Genomic DNA, 17,221 nt, shown 5'->3' with positions numbered 1-17,221 from the left:
CGGATTAGCGTAGCGTAATCCGACAAGTGGCGCCGTGCCCGTCGGATTACGCCCTTCGGGCTAATCCGACCTACCAAGTCAATTAACCCAGCTTCAGCTGCTCGGCCGTCAGCAGGAATACCATATCGTCGCCGGCGCTCGTCGTCAGCCAGGTCAGGCCCAGCTCGCCGAAGGCCGCTTCCGCGTATGCGCGCTCGTTGCCGATTTCAATCATCAGGATGCCATCGTCCGTCAGGCGCTCGGCCGCACCGGCGATGATCTTGCGCACCAGGTCCATGCCGTCGCTGCCGCCGTCGAGGGCGATTTGCGGTTCGGCCAGGTATTCCTGGGGCAGGGCGCCCATCGACGCGGAATTCACGTACGGCGGGTTGCTGATGATCAAATCATATTTCTTGGCCGGTACGTTCGCGTACAGGTCCGATTCGATCAGGGTGACGCGGTCCTGCAATTTGTAGGTGTCGACGTTACGCTTGGCCACGGCTAGCGCGTCGGCGGAAATATCTACAGCGTCCACGGCGGCGTTCGGGAAGGCGTCAGCCATCATGATCGACAGGCAGCCCGAACCGGTGCACAGTTCCAGGATATTTTCCACGGCTTCCGGTTCCGCCACCCATGGCGAGAAGTATTCAGGGATCAGCTCGGCGATGAAGGAACGGGGCACGATCACGCGCTCGTCCACGTAGAAATTGTAGGTGCCCAGCCAGCCTTCCTTGGTGATGTAGGCGGCTGGCACGCGGTCGATGCTGCGGCGGTCGATGACGCTCATCACACTGGCCACTTCCGACGGCAGCAGCTTGGCGTCGAGGAACGGTTCGAGCTTGTCGAGTGGCAACTTCAAGGTGTGCAGGATCAGATAAGCCGCTTCGTCGAACGCTTCGGCGCTGCCGTGGCCGAAAAACAGCTTGGCGGTATTAAAACGGGTAACGGCGTAGCGCAGCAGGTCGCGTGGCGTGGAAAACGGGTTCGGGGTCATGGCATTCTCGAAAAGACGGTGTTCTGGCCCGCCGTGACGGGCCTCGGTATTCTGGTTCAGACGGGCAGCAAATGCTCCAGCGTGCGCCGGTAAATATTCTTCAGGGGATCGATGTGGCGCAGTTCGATGTGCTCGTCGATCTTGTGAATACTGGCATTGGGCGGCCCGAATTCTATCACTTGGGGGCAGATTTGCGCGATAAACCGGCCATCCGAGGTGCCGCCCGTGGTCGACAGCTCCGTCGTGAGGCCCGTTTCTTCGAGGATGGCGGACGACAGCGCATCGCTCAAGGTGCCGCGCGGCGTGAGGAAGGGCAGGCCGCTCAGGGTCCACTGCAAATCGTATTGCAAGTCATGCTTGTCGAGGATGGCGTGGACTCTTTCCTGCAAGTTTTCCGCCGTGCTGGCCGTGGAAAAGCGGAAGTTAAAGTCGATCACCATGTCGCCGGGAATCACGTTATTGGCGCCCGTGCCCGCGTTGATGTTCGACATTTGCCACGAGGTCGGCAGGTAATACTCGTTGCCGGCGTCCCATTTTTCCTCGACCAGATCGGCCAGCGCCTGCGCCGCTTCGTGGATCGGGTTTTTCGCCAGGTGCGGGTAGGCGATATGGCCTTGCACGCCCTTGATCGTCAAGCGGCCCGACAGCGAACCGCGGCGGCCGTTCTTGATCATGTCGCCCAGTTGCGCGCTCGACGTCGGCTCGCCCACCAGGCAATAGTCGATTTGCTCGCCCCGTTCCTTCAATTTGTTGCACACGATGACGGTGCCATCCGTGGCCGGGCCTTCCTCGTCGCTGGTGATCAGAAAGGCGATCGAACCCGTATGCTCGGGCGTGGCGGCGATGAATTCCTCGCAAGCGACGACCATGGCGGCGATCGAGGTCTTCATGTCGGCCGCGCCACGGCCGTACAGCTTGCCGTCGCGGTGCGTGGGAATGAAGGGCAGCGAGCGCCATTGCTCGACGGGACCGGTCGGCACCACGTCCGTATGGCCGGCAAAGACGAACACGGGCGACGTGGTGCCGCGGCGTGCCCACAGATTGGTGACGTCGTTCGACTGTATCGTTTCGCAGACAAAGCCCAGCGGCGTGAGGATATCGATCAGGTGCTGCTGGCAGCCCTTGTCGTCGGGCGTGACCGAGGACAGGGCGATCAGTTTTTCGGTCAGGGCGAGGGTTTTGGAGGTGGTCATGGGTACGGTTGTGGCGGCTACAGTGTTCCGGTGCTAGACTGAAAAATTAAACTGAAAAAATGGCTTTGTACTGCGCATCCGAAAACGCCACGCTGAACTGGCCATCCTTGTCCAGCACGGGGCGTTTGATGATGGATGGGTTTTCCAGCATCAGCTCCAGAGCGCTGGCCGCATCGACGGTGGCGGCCTTGCGCTCGTCGGACAGGGCGCGCCAGGTCGTGCCTTTCTTGTTGACCAGCACATCCCACGGCAATTGCTGCAGCCACGCTGCGACGGTAGCGCGTTCCAGGCCCTGCTTCTTGAAGTCGTGGAAGGTGAAATCGAGTTGCTGCGCGGCCAGCCAGGTGCGGGCCTTTTTGACGGTATCGCAGTTGGGGATACCGTAGAGTGTAATGGTCGTCATGGGTAGGGCTAAGGGGAATGAATGCGGTTCGCTTGATCGCGGCGCTTGCGCCAGGGAAAAATGCGATGGTCGCCGCCATTATACAGTTGATGCGCAGTCAATGCGGCAGTGCAACACAGCCCAGTGATTTTCCCTACACAGGCCGTGGCGCCGCCTTACCCAACTCTGCCGGACCGAAATGCAGGCCCAGCCGCAAAGCCAGGGCGCGAAGGCCGCCGCTTTCCTGCAGATGCAGGGCCAGCGCGATGTGGCCATCGGGGCGCACGAGGTAGGCCGCGTCGCGGCCCAGGCCGGCCAGCTTGGCGGCCACGTTATAGGTGTAGCAATGCACGGGCAGTTTCAGCACGCGCGCTTCGTCCAGCAGTTCGGGCGCCGCTTCGCCATAGATGTGCAATTGCCAATCCATGCTGCGCAGGGCCGTGAAATTGTCTTGCGTGCCGTCGGAAAACCATGGCAGGCGGTCGCCGCCGCGCAGATATTCCGCATGGCCTGCGGACAGGGCGCTGTCTTCATAGCTGATCTGGATTTGCGACACTGTTTTGAACAGCAGACGGCGTGCCCGCGCGAAGCCGGACAGGAAAGGCAGCGCGTGCGGCACCAGCCAGCGCCGGAGGAATTGCCCGGCCATGCCTTGCGCGACGATGGCCTGGAAGGCGCGGTCGGTGGTGGCGACGAGCTTGCGGGCAAACACGATGCGCTCGCTTTCATAGGTATCGAGCAGGGCGTCGTTGCTCTGGCCCCGCAGTTTTTGCGCCAGCTTCCACGCCAGGTTGACGGCGTCGCCCAGGCCCGTGTTCATGCCCTGGCCACCCACGGGGCTGTGCAAATGGGCTGCGTCGCCGAGGATGAAGCAGCGGCGTTCGCGGAACTGCGCCGCCACCCGGTGATGGACTTTATACGTGGAAAACCAGTTCACGTGTTCGACCTCGATGCCCAGCAGGGTTTGCACCTGCTCCCGCACATCGTCGAAGACGGGCGCGGGCGCGCCATCGGGGCGGTCGGGCAGGATGCCGATCAGGCGCTGCATGCCGCTGGTGCGCACGGGCAGCATCAGCGCAAACGAGTTCGCGCCCAGGTGGGCGTGCAAATCCGTATTCTTGCCCGCCACTTGCGCGTCGGCCACGTAATACAGGTGGTCGTAGGTGCCGCCGGAGAACTCGAAACCGGCGATTTCGCGCACTTTGCTGCGGGCGCCGTCGCAGCCGCAAATGTAGTTGAACGTGCAATATTGGCGTTCGCCGTCTTTCAGCACGATGGCTTGCACTTCGCTATCGTCCTGCGTCCACAGGTCCAGCGCGACATTCCATTCCACGTGCACGCCGGCCGCCGCCAGTTTGCTGATCAGAAAGCGTTCATGCTCGTCCTGCGGCAGGCTCAGCACGAAAGGGTAGGGGCTCAAACCCTCGCCGATCTCGCCCAGCGCCAGTTTCACCAGCTCCTCGCCGCCTTCGTGGATGTGCATGGCATTGATCTTGATGCCCAGGCTGACCAGCTCGTCGGCAAAGCCCAGCTGCTGGTAAAACTCCAGGGTGCGCGCATGCACGGCCATGGCCCGCGACGCCTGGCCCGGACCGCTGTTCTTGTCGATGATGCGGCAATCGACGCCATGGCGCGCCAGGCGCAAGGCCAGCATGAGACCGGTAGGGCCGGCGCCGACGATCAGGACGGGAGGTGTATTCATGCCATCCAGTATAGGACAGGATGGGAGCGGACAACGGGACAATTGAAGATGGTATTCAGATGCGGTGCGGGAGATGTGCGGTGCTGGCCATGATGCCAATTTGACTGTTGCGCAGTTTTTTCAGTGTGGCAAATTGCGCACCGTCTTTATCTATCCGATAGTCTTTGAGCAGAGTGCCCTGCGCGTCCCACACTTGTTCCAGGATGCATATTCCGAGTTCATAGCGTCCGTCGGATTTGCGCGCGCCATTGTCGTGCCATTCATGCGCCGGGCCATGTAACGCGTTCAGGGCAAACCATTCTTCGCGAATAAGTCTGCTCGCAACCGACCATTGCCGGGAAATACCGTTTTTCTGGCCATCAATAAAACTCGTTTCTGTTATCAATACGCCATCCGTATCGTTTTCAAATGCCACGCCGCTAAACGGTATGCCTGCGTAGCACATTAGCAGGTAATCCTCTGATGGCTTCAACGCTTCGTAATCGACTCTGGACATGCTTTACCTTCAACAAGTGTTGCACTGGCGTGGACAGAAATGAAAATGTCCCGCCGAAGCGGGACATGCAGGTGTTACCGATACTTCACAGCGCAGTGATCAAATGCCGCGCAAGAGTTCGTTGATGCCGGTCTTGGCGCGGGTTTTTGCGTCCACGCGCTTGACGATGACGGCGCAATACAGCGAGTACTTGCCATCTTCCGAAGGCAGGTTGCCCGAGACCACGACGGAGCCGGCTGGCACGCGGCCGTAGGTGACTTCGCCCGTGGCGCGGTCGTAGATCTTGGTCGACTGGCCGATGTAGACGCCCATCGAGATGACCGAGTTTTCTTCGACGATCACGCCTTCGACGATTTCCGAACGGGCGCCGATGAAGCAGTTGTCTTCGATGATGGTCGGGTTTGCTTGCATAGGTTCCAGCACGCCGCCGATGCCGACGCCGCCGGACAGGTGGACGTTCTTGCCGATCTGGGCGCAGGAGCCAACGGTGGCCCAGGTGTCGACCATGGCGCCTTCATCGACGTAGGCGCCGATGTTGACGTAGGACGGCATCAGCACGACGTTCTTGGCGATGAAGCTGCCGCGGCGGGCAACGGCTGGCGGCACCACGCGGAAACCGCCCTTGGCGAAGTCTTCCTTGGTGTAATTGGCGAACTTGGTCGGGACCTTGTCGTAGAACTGCATGGTGCCATCGGACGGCAGGACGACGTTGTCTTCCAGGCGGAACGACAGCAGCACGGCTTTCTTGACCCACTGGTTGACCACCCAGTCGCCCGTGGTTTTTTCGGCCACGCGGATGCTGCCGTTGTCCAGGCCATTGATGACGTGGGAGACGGCGTCGCGCAGTTCGGCCGTGCCGTTGCCTGGATTGATTTCGGCGCGGTTTTCCCAGGCCTGGTCGATGATGGTTTGCAGTTGTTGGCTCATGATGATGTCTTGTTTATGTAGGGTTAATGCGTGGTTGATGCGGATGCGGAAAGCTGCTGGCAGAATTTTACTATGCGCAGTGCGGCTTCCAGCCCTTCGGCCGTTTCGGCCACGAGGGCCATGCGGATGCGGTTGCGGCCCGGATTGATGCCGTGCGCGTCGCGCGCCAGATAACTGCCAGGCAATACCGTCACATTATATTCGGCGTACAGGCGTTGCGCGAATTGCGTGTCGGACAGTCCCGTGCGGCTGACGTCGGCCCACAGGTAGAAGCCGGCGTCCGGCAATTGCACGTCCATCACCGATTGCAGCAGCGGCGTGATGGCGTCGAACTTGGCGCGGTACTTGGCGCGATTTTCCTCGACATGGGTTTCGTCGTTCCAGGCCGCGACGGAGGCCGCCTGCACGGCAGGGCTCATGGCGCCGCCGTGGTAGGTTCGGTAGAGCAGGAATTTTTTCAGTACTTCCGCGTCGCCGGCGACAAAGCCCGAGCGCATGCCCGGCACGTTCGAACGCTTCGACAGGCTGGAAAACACGACCAGGCGCGCATATGGGCGCTCGATGGTGGACAGGCCCAGCATGTGCGCCGCCTGCAGCGCGCCCAGCGGTGGCGTGTCGCCGTGGTAGATCTCGGAATAGCATTCGTCGGCGGCGATGACGAAATCATAGCGTTCGGACAGGGCGAACAGGTGTTCCCAGTCCGTCAGGGTGAGCACGGCGCCCGTCGGGTTGCCGGGCGAGCACAGGAACAGCAGCTTGACCTTTTCCCACACGGACGCGGGCACGCTGTCGTAGTCGCAGCCGAAATTGCGCGCCGGATCGGAATTGACGAAATACGGTTCGGCACCGGCCAGGTAGGCCGCGCCTTCATAGATCTGGTAAAACGGGTTCGGGCTGATCACGAGCGAGCCGGCCGATGGATCGATCACCGTTTGCGCCAGCGCAAACAGCGCTTCGCGTGAACCGTTCACGGGCAGGATTTGCGTGGCAGGATTGAGCTTGGGGATGCCGTAGCGGCGCTCGAGCCAGCCGGCGATGGCGGTGCGCAAGGTTTCCGAACCGATGGTGGTCGGATAGCTGGCCAAGCCATGGATATTGTCGGTCAATGCCTGCTCGATGAAGGCCGGCGTCGGATGCTTGGGTTCGCCCATGCCCAGGCTGATGGGCGCATATTCGGGGTTGACCGTCACGCCGGCAAACAGCTGGCGCAGCTTTTCAAATGGGTATGGTTGCAGTTTAGCAAGAAGTGGATTCACGGAGCGGACCAGGGCAAGAGTGGGGTGATAGTGTCGCGTATGGATTGCCAGGCATGGCGCAATGACGCCGGTCAAGCAATCAGCTTAGCCTTTTATTATAGCCGTCCTCGCGCATGGCCTGTGCAAGTGGGCTGTTGTTGGCCGGCACGGCATGCCGTTCCCGGGCCTGGCAAGGTAAAATACGCTATGTCTACCTTACTTCCCACCTTACTTGCTATTGAAACGTCGTCCGAACTCGCCTCCTGCGCCTTGCTGCGCGGCGATGTCGTCCTGTCCCGCGCCTCGTCGGGCGTGCGCACCCATTCCCAGTCCATCTTGCCGATGGTGCAGGAATTGCTGGCTGAGGCTGGCGTGACCCTGGCGGACGTCGATGCCATCGCCTACGGCTCCGGCCCCGGCTCGTTTACGGGCGTGCGCACGGCTTGCGGCATCGCGCAAGGCCTGGCCTACGGCACCAATCTTCCCGTCGTGCCCGTCGTCACGCTCGACGCCATGGCGCTCGCGTGCCACCAGCAGCATGGCGCGCAACGCATCGTGACCGTGCTCGACGCCCGCATGGGCGAAGTGTACTGGGCGCAATATGATTACCAGGATGGCTTGCAGGCCGTGCTGCCGCCGGCCCTGAGCGCGCCGGCCGGCGTCGCGCCGCAAGGCGACGTCACCGCTTGCGGCAACGGTTTTGGTGCCTATGCTGACGCATTGGCCGCGCTGCCATGCGCCGCCAGCGCGGACGCGGCCATCATGCCGCACGCCGTGCAAGTGGCGCAGCTGGCGCGCATCGCGTTTGCGGCCGGTCAGTTCGTGACGGCGGCCGAGGCGCAGCCTCTGTACTTGCGCAACAAGATCGCTTACACAAGTGCCGAGCGTCTCGACATGCAGGCCGCCAAGGCCGCTGCGGAGTCGGCGCAATGATGGAAGCGGGCAAGGACAGCGCTGCAGGCTGGGACTTGCTGCGCCTCGACTATCAGCCGATGCAGGAAGCGGACCTGGTCGAGGTGCTGGCGCTGGAGCAGCGCGTGTATCCGCATCCCTGGACGCATGGCAACTTCGTCGATTCGCTCAAGAGCGGGTATCCGGCTTGGGTCTTGCGCGACGTGGATGGCACCTTGCTCGGCTACTTCTTGCTGATGCTGGTCGTCGATGAAGCGCATTTGCTGAACGTGGCCGTCGAGGGCGCCATCCAGGGCCAGGGGCTGGGGCGTTTCCTGCTGAACCAGTCCTGCGCCTGTGCGCGCCAGCTGGGCATGGAATCGATGCTGCTGGAAGTGCGCCCGTCCAACGTGCGCGCGCTCGATATCTACCAGCGCTATGGATTTGAACAGATAGGCCGCCGCAAGGGATATTACCCGGCGGCCAACTCGCAACGTGAGGACGCCATCGTGATGCGTTATACCTTATGAGCCGCAGCGCCGTTTTCCTCGATGAAATGGGCGTCGGCCCCCTGTGGCGCTTGCGCCAGGGCGCAGCACCCGAGACCGTTGACGTCGTCGAAGCGCCCGTGGAGATGGAAGCGGCCGTGGCGCCACCCGTGCTGAAGCCTTTGATTGAGGTGGTCACCGAGGTGGTCGCCGAAGTCGTCGAGGTGGCTGCCGAGGCGAAGGTCGATGTGCAGGCCGAAGCGCTCGTCGCCGTTGCCGCGACGCCAGTTCCCGCCGCCGAGCCTGACGACACGGCCTGGTTCGACGATGCGCCGCCACCACCGCCCGCCAGACAGCTGAGCGATGCCGATATCGCCGCCCTCGACTGGGATGGCTTGACGGCGGCTGTCGCCAAGTGCGCGCGCTGCGATTTGTGCAAGACGCGCAAGGGCGTCGTCATGGGCCGTGGCGACCGCCAAGGCGATTGGCTTATGCTGGCCAGCAGCCCCTCGCGCCTGGAAGAACGGGAAGGGCGCGCCTTGCCTGGCGAACAGGGCAAGCTGCTCGACAATATGCTGAAAGCCATCGATATCGACGCGGGCAGCGATGTGTACATCACGCACTTGCTGAAATGCCGTCCGCTGGACGAGGCCGGGCAGGAACGTCTGCCGACAGAAGCCGAGTCCGCCGCCTGCCGCCCGTACTTCGACCGCGAACTGGCCCTGCTGCAGCCGCGCACCATCGTCACTCTCGGATCGATGGCCGCCGCCGGCATCAATCCCGGCGAAAAGCCCGTGCGCGGCAAGGTGCGCCAGCTGGGCAATGCATCCGTCGTGGCCACCTTCCATCCAGAGAAATTGTTGCAGGACGAGACGGGCAAGGCCAAGGCGCGCGCCTGGGCCGACCTGTGCCTGGCGAAAAGCACGCACGGTGGTTGAGTCGGCCGTCTACGCTTTCCAGGCCCGCTTCGAGCGCCGCTGGGGCCATTTGACGCACCCCCGCGTGCGTGCGCTGGCCTGGCTGCTCGACTCGCCCGACTTGCTGGACCCGGCCAGCCCCCATTGGGGCGGGCGCATCGCCAGCCTCGCACCCGTCACGCCCGCCGTGGCGGCGTGGCTGGGCGCGCTGCAGGATGACCCGTCGCCGCTCGACGCGGCGCTGGGGCCGAAATTCTATTCCCGCCTGGGCCTGTACGCTGAAAAGCTGCTGGCCTTTTATTTTGAACAGCATGGATTGCTGCAAGCGCATGGCTTGCAAGTGCAGGTCAACCGCAACGACACGGTGGGCGAGTTCGATTTCCTGCTGCGTGACGGGAGTGAGTTGCTGCACTGGGAATTCGCCACCAAGTTCTACCTGCTCGAAGGCGCCCCCGATCCTGGCGTTTTCAACCACTTGATCGGCCCCAACCTGGCCGATACCCTGGGCTTGAAGATGCGCAAGATTCTCGACAAGCAATTGGCGCTCTCGCGTCATCCGGCCGCGCAAACCCTGCTGGCGCAGCCCGTGTGCGCGGCGCAGGCGCTGGTCAAGGGCTGGCTGTTCTATGCGGCAGGCGCCACGCCCGCCATGGACGGCATTTCCCCAGGACATGGACACGGCTTCTGGTGCACGCCAACCCAATTGCCGCAGCAGCGCTATGTCGTGCTGCCGCGCTTGCAATGGCTGGCGCCGTTCAAGGGCCGCGACGTGGAAGTGCTCGATGTCGATGCCTTGCGCGCGCAGTTGTTTGATCTGGCGCAACCGGTGCTGGTGGCCACGGTGGACAATGTCGAAGGCTGGGAAGTGGAGCGCACGCGCGGTTTTGTCGTGCCCCATGACTGGACGGAGCAGGCTGCCGCGCGGCGGCTGGCTGGCGCGCTACCAGCGTAATGCTGGGGTCAGACCCGTCGGGTCTGACCCCAAAATTAGTGTTTCTGCTCGCCGATCAAAGAAAGATTGTCATGCTCAGCCTGGTTCAGCTTGTGCTTGCGCATGATCATGTACATGGTGCCGGCGACGAACAGGCCGAACAGGGTGATGATGATGTTCAGCGGCAGGTGCAAGCGAATCATGATCGAATACACGGCCAGCATGGTCAGAATCGACAGGTTTTCATTGAAGTTCTGCACGGCGATCGAGTGGCCTGCGCTCATCAGCACGTGGCCGCGGTGTTGTAGCAGGGCATTCATTGGCACGACGAAGAAGCCGGACAGGGCGCCGATCAGTATCAGCAGCGGGTAGGCGATCCACACGGAGTGCACTTGCGTCATCATCATGACGATCACGCCCATGGCGATGCCGAGCGGAATGACGGTCAGCGATTTGCGCAGCGGAATGAAGCGCGCCGACAGCACGGCGCCGGCGGCCACGCCGATGGCGACCACGCCCACCAGGCTGGTTGCCTTGTCGAACGGCATGTTCAGCGATTGTTTGGCCCATTCCAGCACGATCAGCTGCAAGGTGGCGCCAGCGCCCCAGAACAGGGTCGTCACGGCCAGGGTGATCTGGCCCAGCTTGTCTTTCCACAGGATGGAATAGCAATTGGCAAAATCGGTAATCAGTTTGATAGGATTGCGTTCCTGGTGCGCATATACGCAGCCCGTGTCGGGAATCTTCAGGTTGGCCAGGGTTGCCAGCGCATAAATGCCCACTACCACGCACAAGGCCGCTTCTGTCTTGCTGGTGATGCCCGTATTGATCAGGGGAATGTCGATCGACAGCAGCATGTCGGACACGTGACCGCTGACGAGCGCGCCGCCCATGACGGTGCCGAGGATGATGGAGGTGACGGTCAAGCCTTCGATCCAGCCATTCGCCGCCACGAGTTTTTCCGGCGGCAGCAGTTCCGTCAGGATGCCGTACTTGGCGGGCGAGTACACGGCCGCGCCAAAACCGACGACGGCGTAGGCCAGCAACGGATGCACGTGGAAGAAGACGAGGGCGCAGCCGAAGATCTTGACCATGTTGGCAATGAACATGACCTTGCCTTTCGGCAGTGCATCGGCGAAGGCGCCGACAAAAGCGGCCAACAGCACGTAAAACAGCACGAACGACAGTTTGAGCAGCGGCGTGATCCACGCCGGGGATTTCATGGACACCAATAAATCGACGGCGACAAAAAAGAGGGCGTTATCTGCCAGCGAGGAAAAGAACTGCGCCGCCATGATGGTATAAAAACCACGATTCATTCTGGAATGCCTGAAATCATATCTGGCTTGCTTTATACCACGAAAAAACGGCAAACCCCAAGTTTGGAAGGGGCTGCTTTGCATCCTCTTGCCTAAGCGAAGCTTAATTTTTCTGCCGTAGAAAAATACACATACATGTGAGCATTTTGTACATGGTGTCCTGTGCGCCTATCCTGCCCCTGCTAGCGGCGCCTGCTCGCGGCCCATCCGGTAAAATACGGCTTTCCCACCTGCCGTGAACGACGCATATGCCCAGGCCCCTCATCGCCACCATTCATCTCGATGCCATGCAACACAATCTGGCGCGCGCCCGTGCCGGCGCCCGCGGCACCAAAGTGTGGGCCGTCGTCAAGGCGAACGCCTATGGCCACGGTCTGGAGCGGGCCATGCGGGGCTTTGCAGACGCCGATGGCCTGGCGCTGGTCGAGGTCGATTACGCCGTGCGCTTGCGCGAACTGGGCTGGACCAAGCCCATCTTGCTGCTCGAAGGGTTTTTCGATGCCAGTGATTTGCCTGTCATGGCGCAGCATAGGCTTAACGGCAGTGTGCATTGCGAGGAACAGATCGCCATGCTGGCAGCGGCGCGCCTGCCGCACGCCATCGACGTGCACCTGAAGATGAATACGGGCATGAACCGCCTGGGTTTCGCGCCGGGCGCCGTGGCGGGTGCGTATGCGCGTCTGCGCGCCATCCCGCACGTCGGCACGATCACCCTGATGACGCATTTCGCCAATGCCGATGAAGCGGCGCCCACGCGCTTGCCCCTGGCCCAGCAGATGCTGCGTTTTGAAGCGGGCGCGGCCAGCATTGGTGCTGCCTTGCCGCGCAGCCTGTGCAATTCGGCCGGCGTGCTGATGCACCACCTGGACAGCGACTGGGTGCGGCCCGGCATCATGCTGTACGGCGGCACGCCCAGCGGCGCTCCCGGCGGCACGTGCGCGCAGGCGTTCGGCTTGCTGCCCACCATGACCTTGCGCAGCAAGATTATCGGCATCCAGGATATCGCCGCCGGCGAAGTGGTGGGCTACGGCAGCCGCTATGAAGCGGCCGGCAATATCAAGGTGGGCGTCGTGGCCTGCGGCTATGCGGACGGCTACCCGCGCCACGCGCCCGAAGGCACGCCCGTGCTGGTCGACGGCGTGCGCACTGGCCTCATCGGCCGGGTGTCGATGGACATGCTGATGGTCGATCTGACGCCCGTGCCGGGCGCAAAAGTCGGCAGCGCCGTCACCTTGTGGGGCCAGGGCATGCCGATCGACGAGGTGGCTCTGGCCGCCGGCACCATCGGCTACGAGCTGATGTGCGCATTGGCGCCGCGCGTTCCGGTGATCGAGGCGTGACAGTGACGTCGGACAGCCGTTTGTATATACTGTGAATATACTGTATATATAAACAGCAGTTTCACCTTACCCGGGCAAAGTACACCATGGCAAAAGTCAAGACCATCTACACCTGCAGCGATTGCGGCGCCATCAGCAACAAATGGATGGGGCAATGCACCTCGTGCAATCAGTGGAATACCATGGTGGAAACCCTGCCCGAGACGGGTGGCAACAATCGCTATTCGAATCCGCAGCACATGTCGCTGGCGCAGACGGCGCCCGTCCTGTCGCTCGACGATATCGATGCCATCGACGTGCCCCGCTTCGGCACGGGTATCGAGGAATTCGACCGCGTGCTGGGCGGCGGCATGGTGGCTGGCGGCGTCGTGCTGATCGGCGGCGACCCCGGCATCGGCAAGTCGACCCTGCTGCTGCAGGCGCTGGCGAACATGTCGCACCACAAGCGCGTGTTGTATGTCAGCGGCGAGGAATCGGGCGCGCAAATCGCCCTGCGTGCCAAGCGCCTCGTCATCGACGCCAAGGAACTCAAATTGCAGGCCGAGATCCAGCTGGAAAAGATCCTGTCCACCTTGCACGATTTGAAACCGGAAGTGGTGGTGATCGATTCCATTCAGACCGTGTATTCCGATGCGCTCAGCTCGGCTCCCGGTTCCGTAGCGCAAGTGCGCGAATGCGCGGCGCAACTGACGCGCGCGGCCAAGCAGACGGGCGTGACCATCATTCTGGTCGGCCACGTGACGAAAGAGGGCGCGCTGGCTGGCCCCCGCGTGCTCGAGCACATCGTCGACACGGTGCTGTATTTCGAGGGCGACGCCCATTCCAGTTTCCGCCTCGTGCGCGCCATCAAGAACCGTTTCGGCGCCGTCAACGAACTGGGCGTGTTCGCCATGACGGAAAAGGGCTTGAAAGGCGTGTCGAATCCGTCCGCCCTGTTCCTGTCGCAGCACGACAACCAGGTGCCGGGTTCCTGCGTGATGGTGACGCAGGAAGGCACGCGTCCCTTGCTGGTGGAAATCCAGGCCCTCGTCGACACGAGCCACTTGCCCAATGCGCGCCGGCTGTCCGTCGGCCTGGAACAGAACCGCCTGGCCATGCTGCTGGCCGTGGCGCACCGCCATGCGGGCATCGCCGCCTTCGACCAGGACGTCTTCATCAATGCCGTCGGTGGCGTCAAAATTACGGAACCGGCGGCCGACCTGGCCGTCTTGCTGGCGATTAACTCGTCGATGCGCAACAAGCCCTTGCCACGGGGATTGGTCGTGTTTGGCGAAGTGGGACTGGCCGGCGAAATCCGCCCCGCGCCACGGGGCCAGGAGCGCTTGCGCGAAGCGGCCAAGCTGGGTTTTACCCTGGCCGTGGTGCCCAAGTCCAATTTGCCGAAACAGCTCATTGAAGGCCTCAAGGTCATCGGTGTCGAACGCATCGATGAAGCGTTCAACAAGCTGCGCGATCTGGAGTAAGAGTTGGTATGGCTTAAATGCCAAGCTTGAGACAAGTCAAACATAATTTCCGTTTGGAACTATAATATTTGTCCGATGAGTTCGCATGGCGAATTCGTATCGACAATGCATAGAGAGAAGCGGAATACAGTGTCAGTAGAGCAAAGGCAGGGCGCACGCAAGATATTGCGTGCCAAGGCAATGTTGGTCATCGATGGTGCGGGTCCCGTGGCGGCACGCACCCTCGATGTGGGGCCCGGTGGCATGGCGGCCGTGATCGCGGAGCCGGTGCCGACAGGCAAGCAGGGCAAGGTGCTGTTCGAGCTGTTTTACGATGGCGCGGCGCACATCATCGAGGCGCGCGTGTCCGTCTCGCACTGCATTTTCAGCAGTGCCGGTTTCAAGGTGGGACTCACTTTCCTGCAGCTGGACATGGCCGTCAGCAGCGCCATTTCGAAGTTCATGCGCTGAGGCATGCAGGAGATAAGCGGCAAGTGACATGCGCTAGAATGGTGCATATGGCTTTGCAGTCAGGAAAAACCTGTTCTGTTCGCTGTTTTGATATTCCGGTAATACTGCATAATTATCAACCAGAAGAGGGATGCCGCCGCGCCACGCGCGCCTGCCGTCCGTTTCTAGCGCAGCATGCGGTCAAGACCTGAACCGCGTGTCATGACCTTACACCCGACGGGAACGCCTACCATGTTTAATTCGACCATCAACAGCAGGGCTTACACCAACAACACGCAGCAGACGACGCAGGGCAATATCTCGGCCGATGTGTATGCGAAGGTGGAGCGCCAGATGCAGTCGCAGAACACGGGCGTCGTCAAGCTCAACGCCAGCCTGGCGCGCGACCAGGCCAAGTTTTCGGGCCTGGGCCAGCTGCAATCGGCGCTGGCGAAATTCCAGACCGTGGCCAAGAACATGGCCGGCAGCGGCCTGGCCACGTCGGCCACGTCGAGCGCCAAGGATGTGCTGAACGCCACCACTACCGACAAGGCCGCCAGCGGCAGCCATGAGCTGAACGTCAAGCAGCTGGCGCAGGGACAGACCCTGCTCAGCGGCGCGCAGAAATCGTCGAGCGCGGCGATCGGCACGGGGGCCCCCGCGCTGCTCAAGATCGAAGTGGGGACGGCCGATGGCAAGCAATTTACGCCCGGCAGCGGCAAGGTCATTTCGCTGACGATAGACAGCAGCAACAATAGCCTCGACGGCATCGCCGCCGCGCTCAAGCAGCAAGGCATCGACGCCAGCGTCGTCAAGGGCCCCGATGGCTACTCGCTGGCCATCAATGGCAAGAGCGGCGCCGACAGCAGCATGCGCATCAGCGTGTCCGGCGACGCTGCCGTCAGCAATCTGCTCAGCTATGCGCCTGGCGCCGGCAAGGGCCTGCAGCAGACGGCCGCCGCGCAGGACGCGCTGCTGACCGTCGACGGCAAGGAGATCAAGAGCGCCACGAATACCTTGACGACGGCTGTCGAGGGCGTCACCATCGAATTGAAGAAAAAGGGTACGACGGATCTCGTCATCGCCAAGGATAGCAGCCAGATCGCGACCAACGTGGCCAGCTTCGTCACGGCCTACAATGAGCTCAACAGCAAACTGCAAAGCCTGCAGCAGGGCGACTTGAAGTCCGATACGGCGCTGGGCCAGGTGCGGTCGCAGATGGAGCAAGTGCTGCGCACGGCCAGCACGGGCGTGCCCGCTTCCATCCTGAGCAGCGCCGGCGTGACCCTGGGCAAGAGCGGCGAGCTGGTGCTTGACGATAAAAAGCTCAAGGCCGCCATCGCGGCCGATCCGGATGCCGTCAGCAAGCTGTTTACGAATAACGGCAAGGGCGTGGCCGACCAGTTCTCCAGCAAGATCGGCGAGCTCACGGGTGAAACGAGCATCATCCGCAAGGAAGTGCAGACGGTCGGCAAGGACATCACCACCCTGACCAACAAGAAAGCCGTGCTGGCCAAGGCCCTGACGGCCCAGGCGCAGGCGCTGGTGAAAGCGTATTCGGCGCAGGAACAGATGGGAACGAACTCGGCCTTGCCGGGTTATACCGGCAAGAATTCTTTATTCGACTTCATGGCTTAAGAGCGCTCGCCCTGGGCAAAGAAGGCTGACGGCGAACTGCCGAAAGTCTTCTTGAACATGGCGGAAAAGGCCGACTGGCTGGCATAGCCCAGTTCTTCGGCCACTTGCGACAACGGCACGCCGCGCGCGATCAGGGGCGCCGCGTGCGCCAGGCGCACTTGCTGGCGCCACTGGCCAAAACTCATGCCCAATTCCCGTTCGAACAGCCGCGCCAGGGTACGCTCCGAGGCGCCGACCAGCTGCGCCCAGTGTTCCAGGGTCTGGTTCAAGCCCGGTTTTTCGATCAGGCTGTCGCACAGGGTTTTCAGGCGCTTGTCGCTGGGCAAGGGGACGCGAATGGGGCGCGTGTCCGAGCGTTTCAATTCATCGAGGATCAGTTCGGCCAGCAGCGCTTCGCGCGCCGGTTCCTCGCCCGGGTCCAATTGCTCCAGCGCCATGATCAGCTGGCGCAGCAGGTTCGACACTTCCAGCACCTTGCAGTCGCGGCCCGTGAACGGCGCGCGCGCGGCATGGATGCACAGGGGGCGCAAACGGGTTTTTTCCAGTATCGTGACGGCATGCTCCACGTTGGGCGCGATCCAGATGGCGCGCATGGGCGGCAGTACCCAGCTGCTGTTGTTGGCGGTAATGCGCAGCACGCCTTCGAGCGCCATGGTCACCTGGCCCCATGGATGGCTGTGCGGCAAGAGAAATTCATCGGGTTGCAGGTCGCGCGCGACCATGGTCACGGGGATGGTCGCGCTGGGCGCTTCCCGTGGTGGACACATGCGCGTATGGTGGAGGATAGGTACACCCATCAGCTTGGCCTTAATTCGATAAATTATGTCGTTCTGTCGGAAAACAGACGATGGTATTTTGCATACACTTGAGCTTCACCAGTATAAGACAGGGTATGAC

General features: G+C 61.9%; 17 protein-coding genes. 8 read left to right on the top strand and 9 right to left on the bottom strand.

Annotation, left to right across the window (positions count from 1 at the left end; all coding sequences use genetic code 11):
* Positions 1-82: 82 nt before the first annotated feature.
* The 7 genes from prmB to dapC form a co-directional block, all read right to left on the bottom strand.
* The gene (prmB, locus tag AC4BCN_RS20740) at positions 83-973 is read right to left on the bottom strand and encodes a 50S ribosomal protein L3 N(5)-glutamine methyltransferase (RefSeq protein WP_099388344.1); all 891 of its coding nucleotides are present in this window, start codon (positions 971-973) and stop codon (positions 83-85) included.
* A gap of 56 nt (positions 974-1,029) precedes the next feature.
* Positions 1,030-2,166, bottom strand: a complete 1,137-nt coding sequence (gene dapE / locus AC4BCN_RS20735; protein WP_034749837.1) for a succinyl-diaminopimelate desuccinylase — start codon at positions 2,164-2,166, stop codon at positions 1,030-1,032.
* 46 nt (positions 2,167-2,212) lie between these two features.
* On the bottom strand, positions 2,213-2,569 hold the full coding sequence (locus AC4BCN_RS20730; protein WP_128142531.1) for an ArsC family reductase: 357 nt from the start codon (positions 2,567-2,569) through the stop codon (positions 2,213-2,215).
* A gap of 133 nt (positions 2,570-2,702) precedes the next feature.
* Positions 2,703-4,250 carry an FAD-dependent oxidoreductase gene (locus AC4BCN_RS20725; protein ID WP_490491647.1) on the bottom strand — a complete coding sequence of 516 codons (1,548 nt, stop codon included), beginning with the start codon at positions 4,248-4,250 and terminating at the stop codon, positions 2,703-2,705.
* Positions 4,251-4,305: 55 nt separating this feature from the next.
* Entirely contained in the window at positions 4,306-4,746 is a 441-nt protein-coding gene (locus AC4BCN_RS20720) for a toxin-antitoxin system YwqK family antitoxin (protein ID WP_338679258.1), read from the bottom strand.
* Between the two features lie 99 nt (positions 4,747-4,845).
* Positions 4,846-5,673 carry a 2,3,4,5-tetrahydropyridine-2,6-dicarboxylate N-succinyltransferase gene (gene dapD / locus AC4BCN_RS20715; RefSeq protein WP_046683916.1) on the bottom strand — a complete coding sequence of 276 codons (828 nt, stop codon included), beginning with the start codon at positions 5,671-5,673 and terminating at the stop codon, positions 4,846-4,848.
* A 23-nt stretch (positions 5,674-5,696) separates the two neighbouring features.
* Positions 5,697-6,929: a succinyldiaminopimelate transaminase gene (gene dapC / locus AC4BCN_RS20710; RefSeq protein ID WP_490491646.1), complete on the bottom strand. Its 1,233-nt coding sequence runs from the start codon at positions 6,927-6,929 to the stop codon at positions 5,697-5,699.
* Positions 6,930-7,115: 186 nt separating this feature from the next.
* Here dapC and tsaB point away from each other — a divergent pair, with 186 nt between their 5' ends.
* The 4 genes from tsaB to AC4BCN_RS20690 are packed head-to-tail and all read left to right on the top strand — an operon-like array spanning position 7,116 to position 10,156.
* Positions 7,116-7,841, top strand: coding sequence for a tRNA (adenosine(37)-N6)-threonylcarbamoyltransferase complex dimerization subunit type 1 TsaB (tsaB, locus tag AC4BCN_RS20705; protein WP_490491645.1), 726 nt, complete (start codon positions 7,116-7,118; stop codon positions 7,839-7,841).
* Positions 7,841-8,329, top strand: a complete 489-nt coding sequence (rimI, locus tag AC4BCN_RS20700; protein WP_485878979.1) for a ribosomal protein S18-alanine N-acetyltransferase — start codon at positions 7,841-7,843, stop codon at positions 8,327-8,329. Before tsaB ends, rimI begins: the two co-directional genes overlap by 1 nt.
* A complete protein-coding gene (locus AC4BCN_RS20695) occupies positions 8,326-9,225 on the top strand; it encodes a uracil-DNA glycosylase (RefSeq protein ID WP_490491644.1) in 900 nt (299 codons plus the stop codon). Before rimI ends, AC4BCN_RS20695 begins: the two co-directional genes overlap by 4 nt.
* Positions 9,218-10,156 (top strand): DUF1853 family protein, encoded by a 939-nt coding sequence (locus AC4BCN_RS20690; protein WP_490491643.1) that lies wholly within the window; start codon positions 9,218-9,220, stop codon positions 10,154-10,156. Before AC4BCN_RS20695 ends, AC4BCN_RS20690 begins: the two co-directional genes overlap by 8 nt.
* A 35-nt stretch (positions 10,157-10,191) precedes the next feature.
* On the opposite strand, the gene lplT is transcribed toward AC4BCN_RS20690, so the two are convergent.
* A complete protein-coding gene (gene lplT / locus AC4BCN_RS20685) occupies positions 10,192-11,454 on the bottom strand; it encodes a lysophospholipid transporter LplT (RefSeq protein WP_034749808.1) in 1,263 nt (420 codons plus the stop codon).
* Between the two features lie 248 nt (positions 11,455-11,702).
* Between lplT and alr the strand changes: the two genes are divergently transcribed.
* From alr to fliD, 4 genes are all read left to right on the top strand, one after another.
* Positions 11,703-12,794: an alanine racemase gene (alr, locus tag AC4BCN_RS20680; protein ID WP_490491642.1), complete on the top strand. Its 1,092-nt coding sequence runs from the start codon at positions 11,703-11,705 to the stop codon at positions 12,792-12,794.
* An 86-nt stretch (positions 12,795-12,880) separates the two neighbouring features.
* Positions 12,881-14,257 (top strand): DNA repair protein RadA, encoded by a 1,377-nt coding sequence (gene radA, locus AC4BCN_RS20675; protein ID WP_490491641.1) that lies wholly within the window; start codon positions 12,881-12,883, stop codon positions 14,255-14,257.
* 75 nt (positions 14,258-14,332) lie between these two features.
* Positions 14,333-14,707, top strand: coding sequence for a PilZ domain-containing protein (locus AC4BCN_RS20670; RefSeq protein ID WP_307788848.1), 375 nt, complete (start codon positions 14,333-14,335; stop codon positions 14,705-14,707).
* Between the two features lie 231 nt (positions 14,708-14,938).
* Positions 14,939-16,324 (top strand): flagellar filament capping protein FliD, encoded by a 1,386-nt coding sequence (gene fliD / locus AC4BCN_RS20665; protein WP_490491640.1) that lies wholly within the window; start codon positions 14,939-14,941, stop codon positions 16,322-16,324.
* On the opposite strand, the gene AC4BCN_RS20660 is transcribed toward fliD, so the two are convergent.
* Positions 16,321-17,091: an AraC family transcriptional regulator gene (locus AC4BCN_RS20660; protein WP_139089858.1), complete on the bottom strand. Its 771-nt coding sequence runs from the start codon at positions 17,089-17,091 to the stop codon at positions 16,321-16,323. The genes fliD and AC4BCN_RS20660 overlap by 4 nt on opposite strands.
* Between the last annotated feature and the right edge of the window lie 130 nt (positions 17,092-17,221).

This window comes from Janthinobacterium sp. Bl 1, from assembly GCF_058215535.1.
This window is presented reverse-complemented; position numbering and strand designations above follow the sequence as displayed.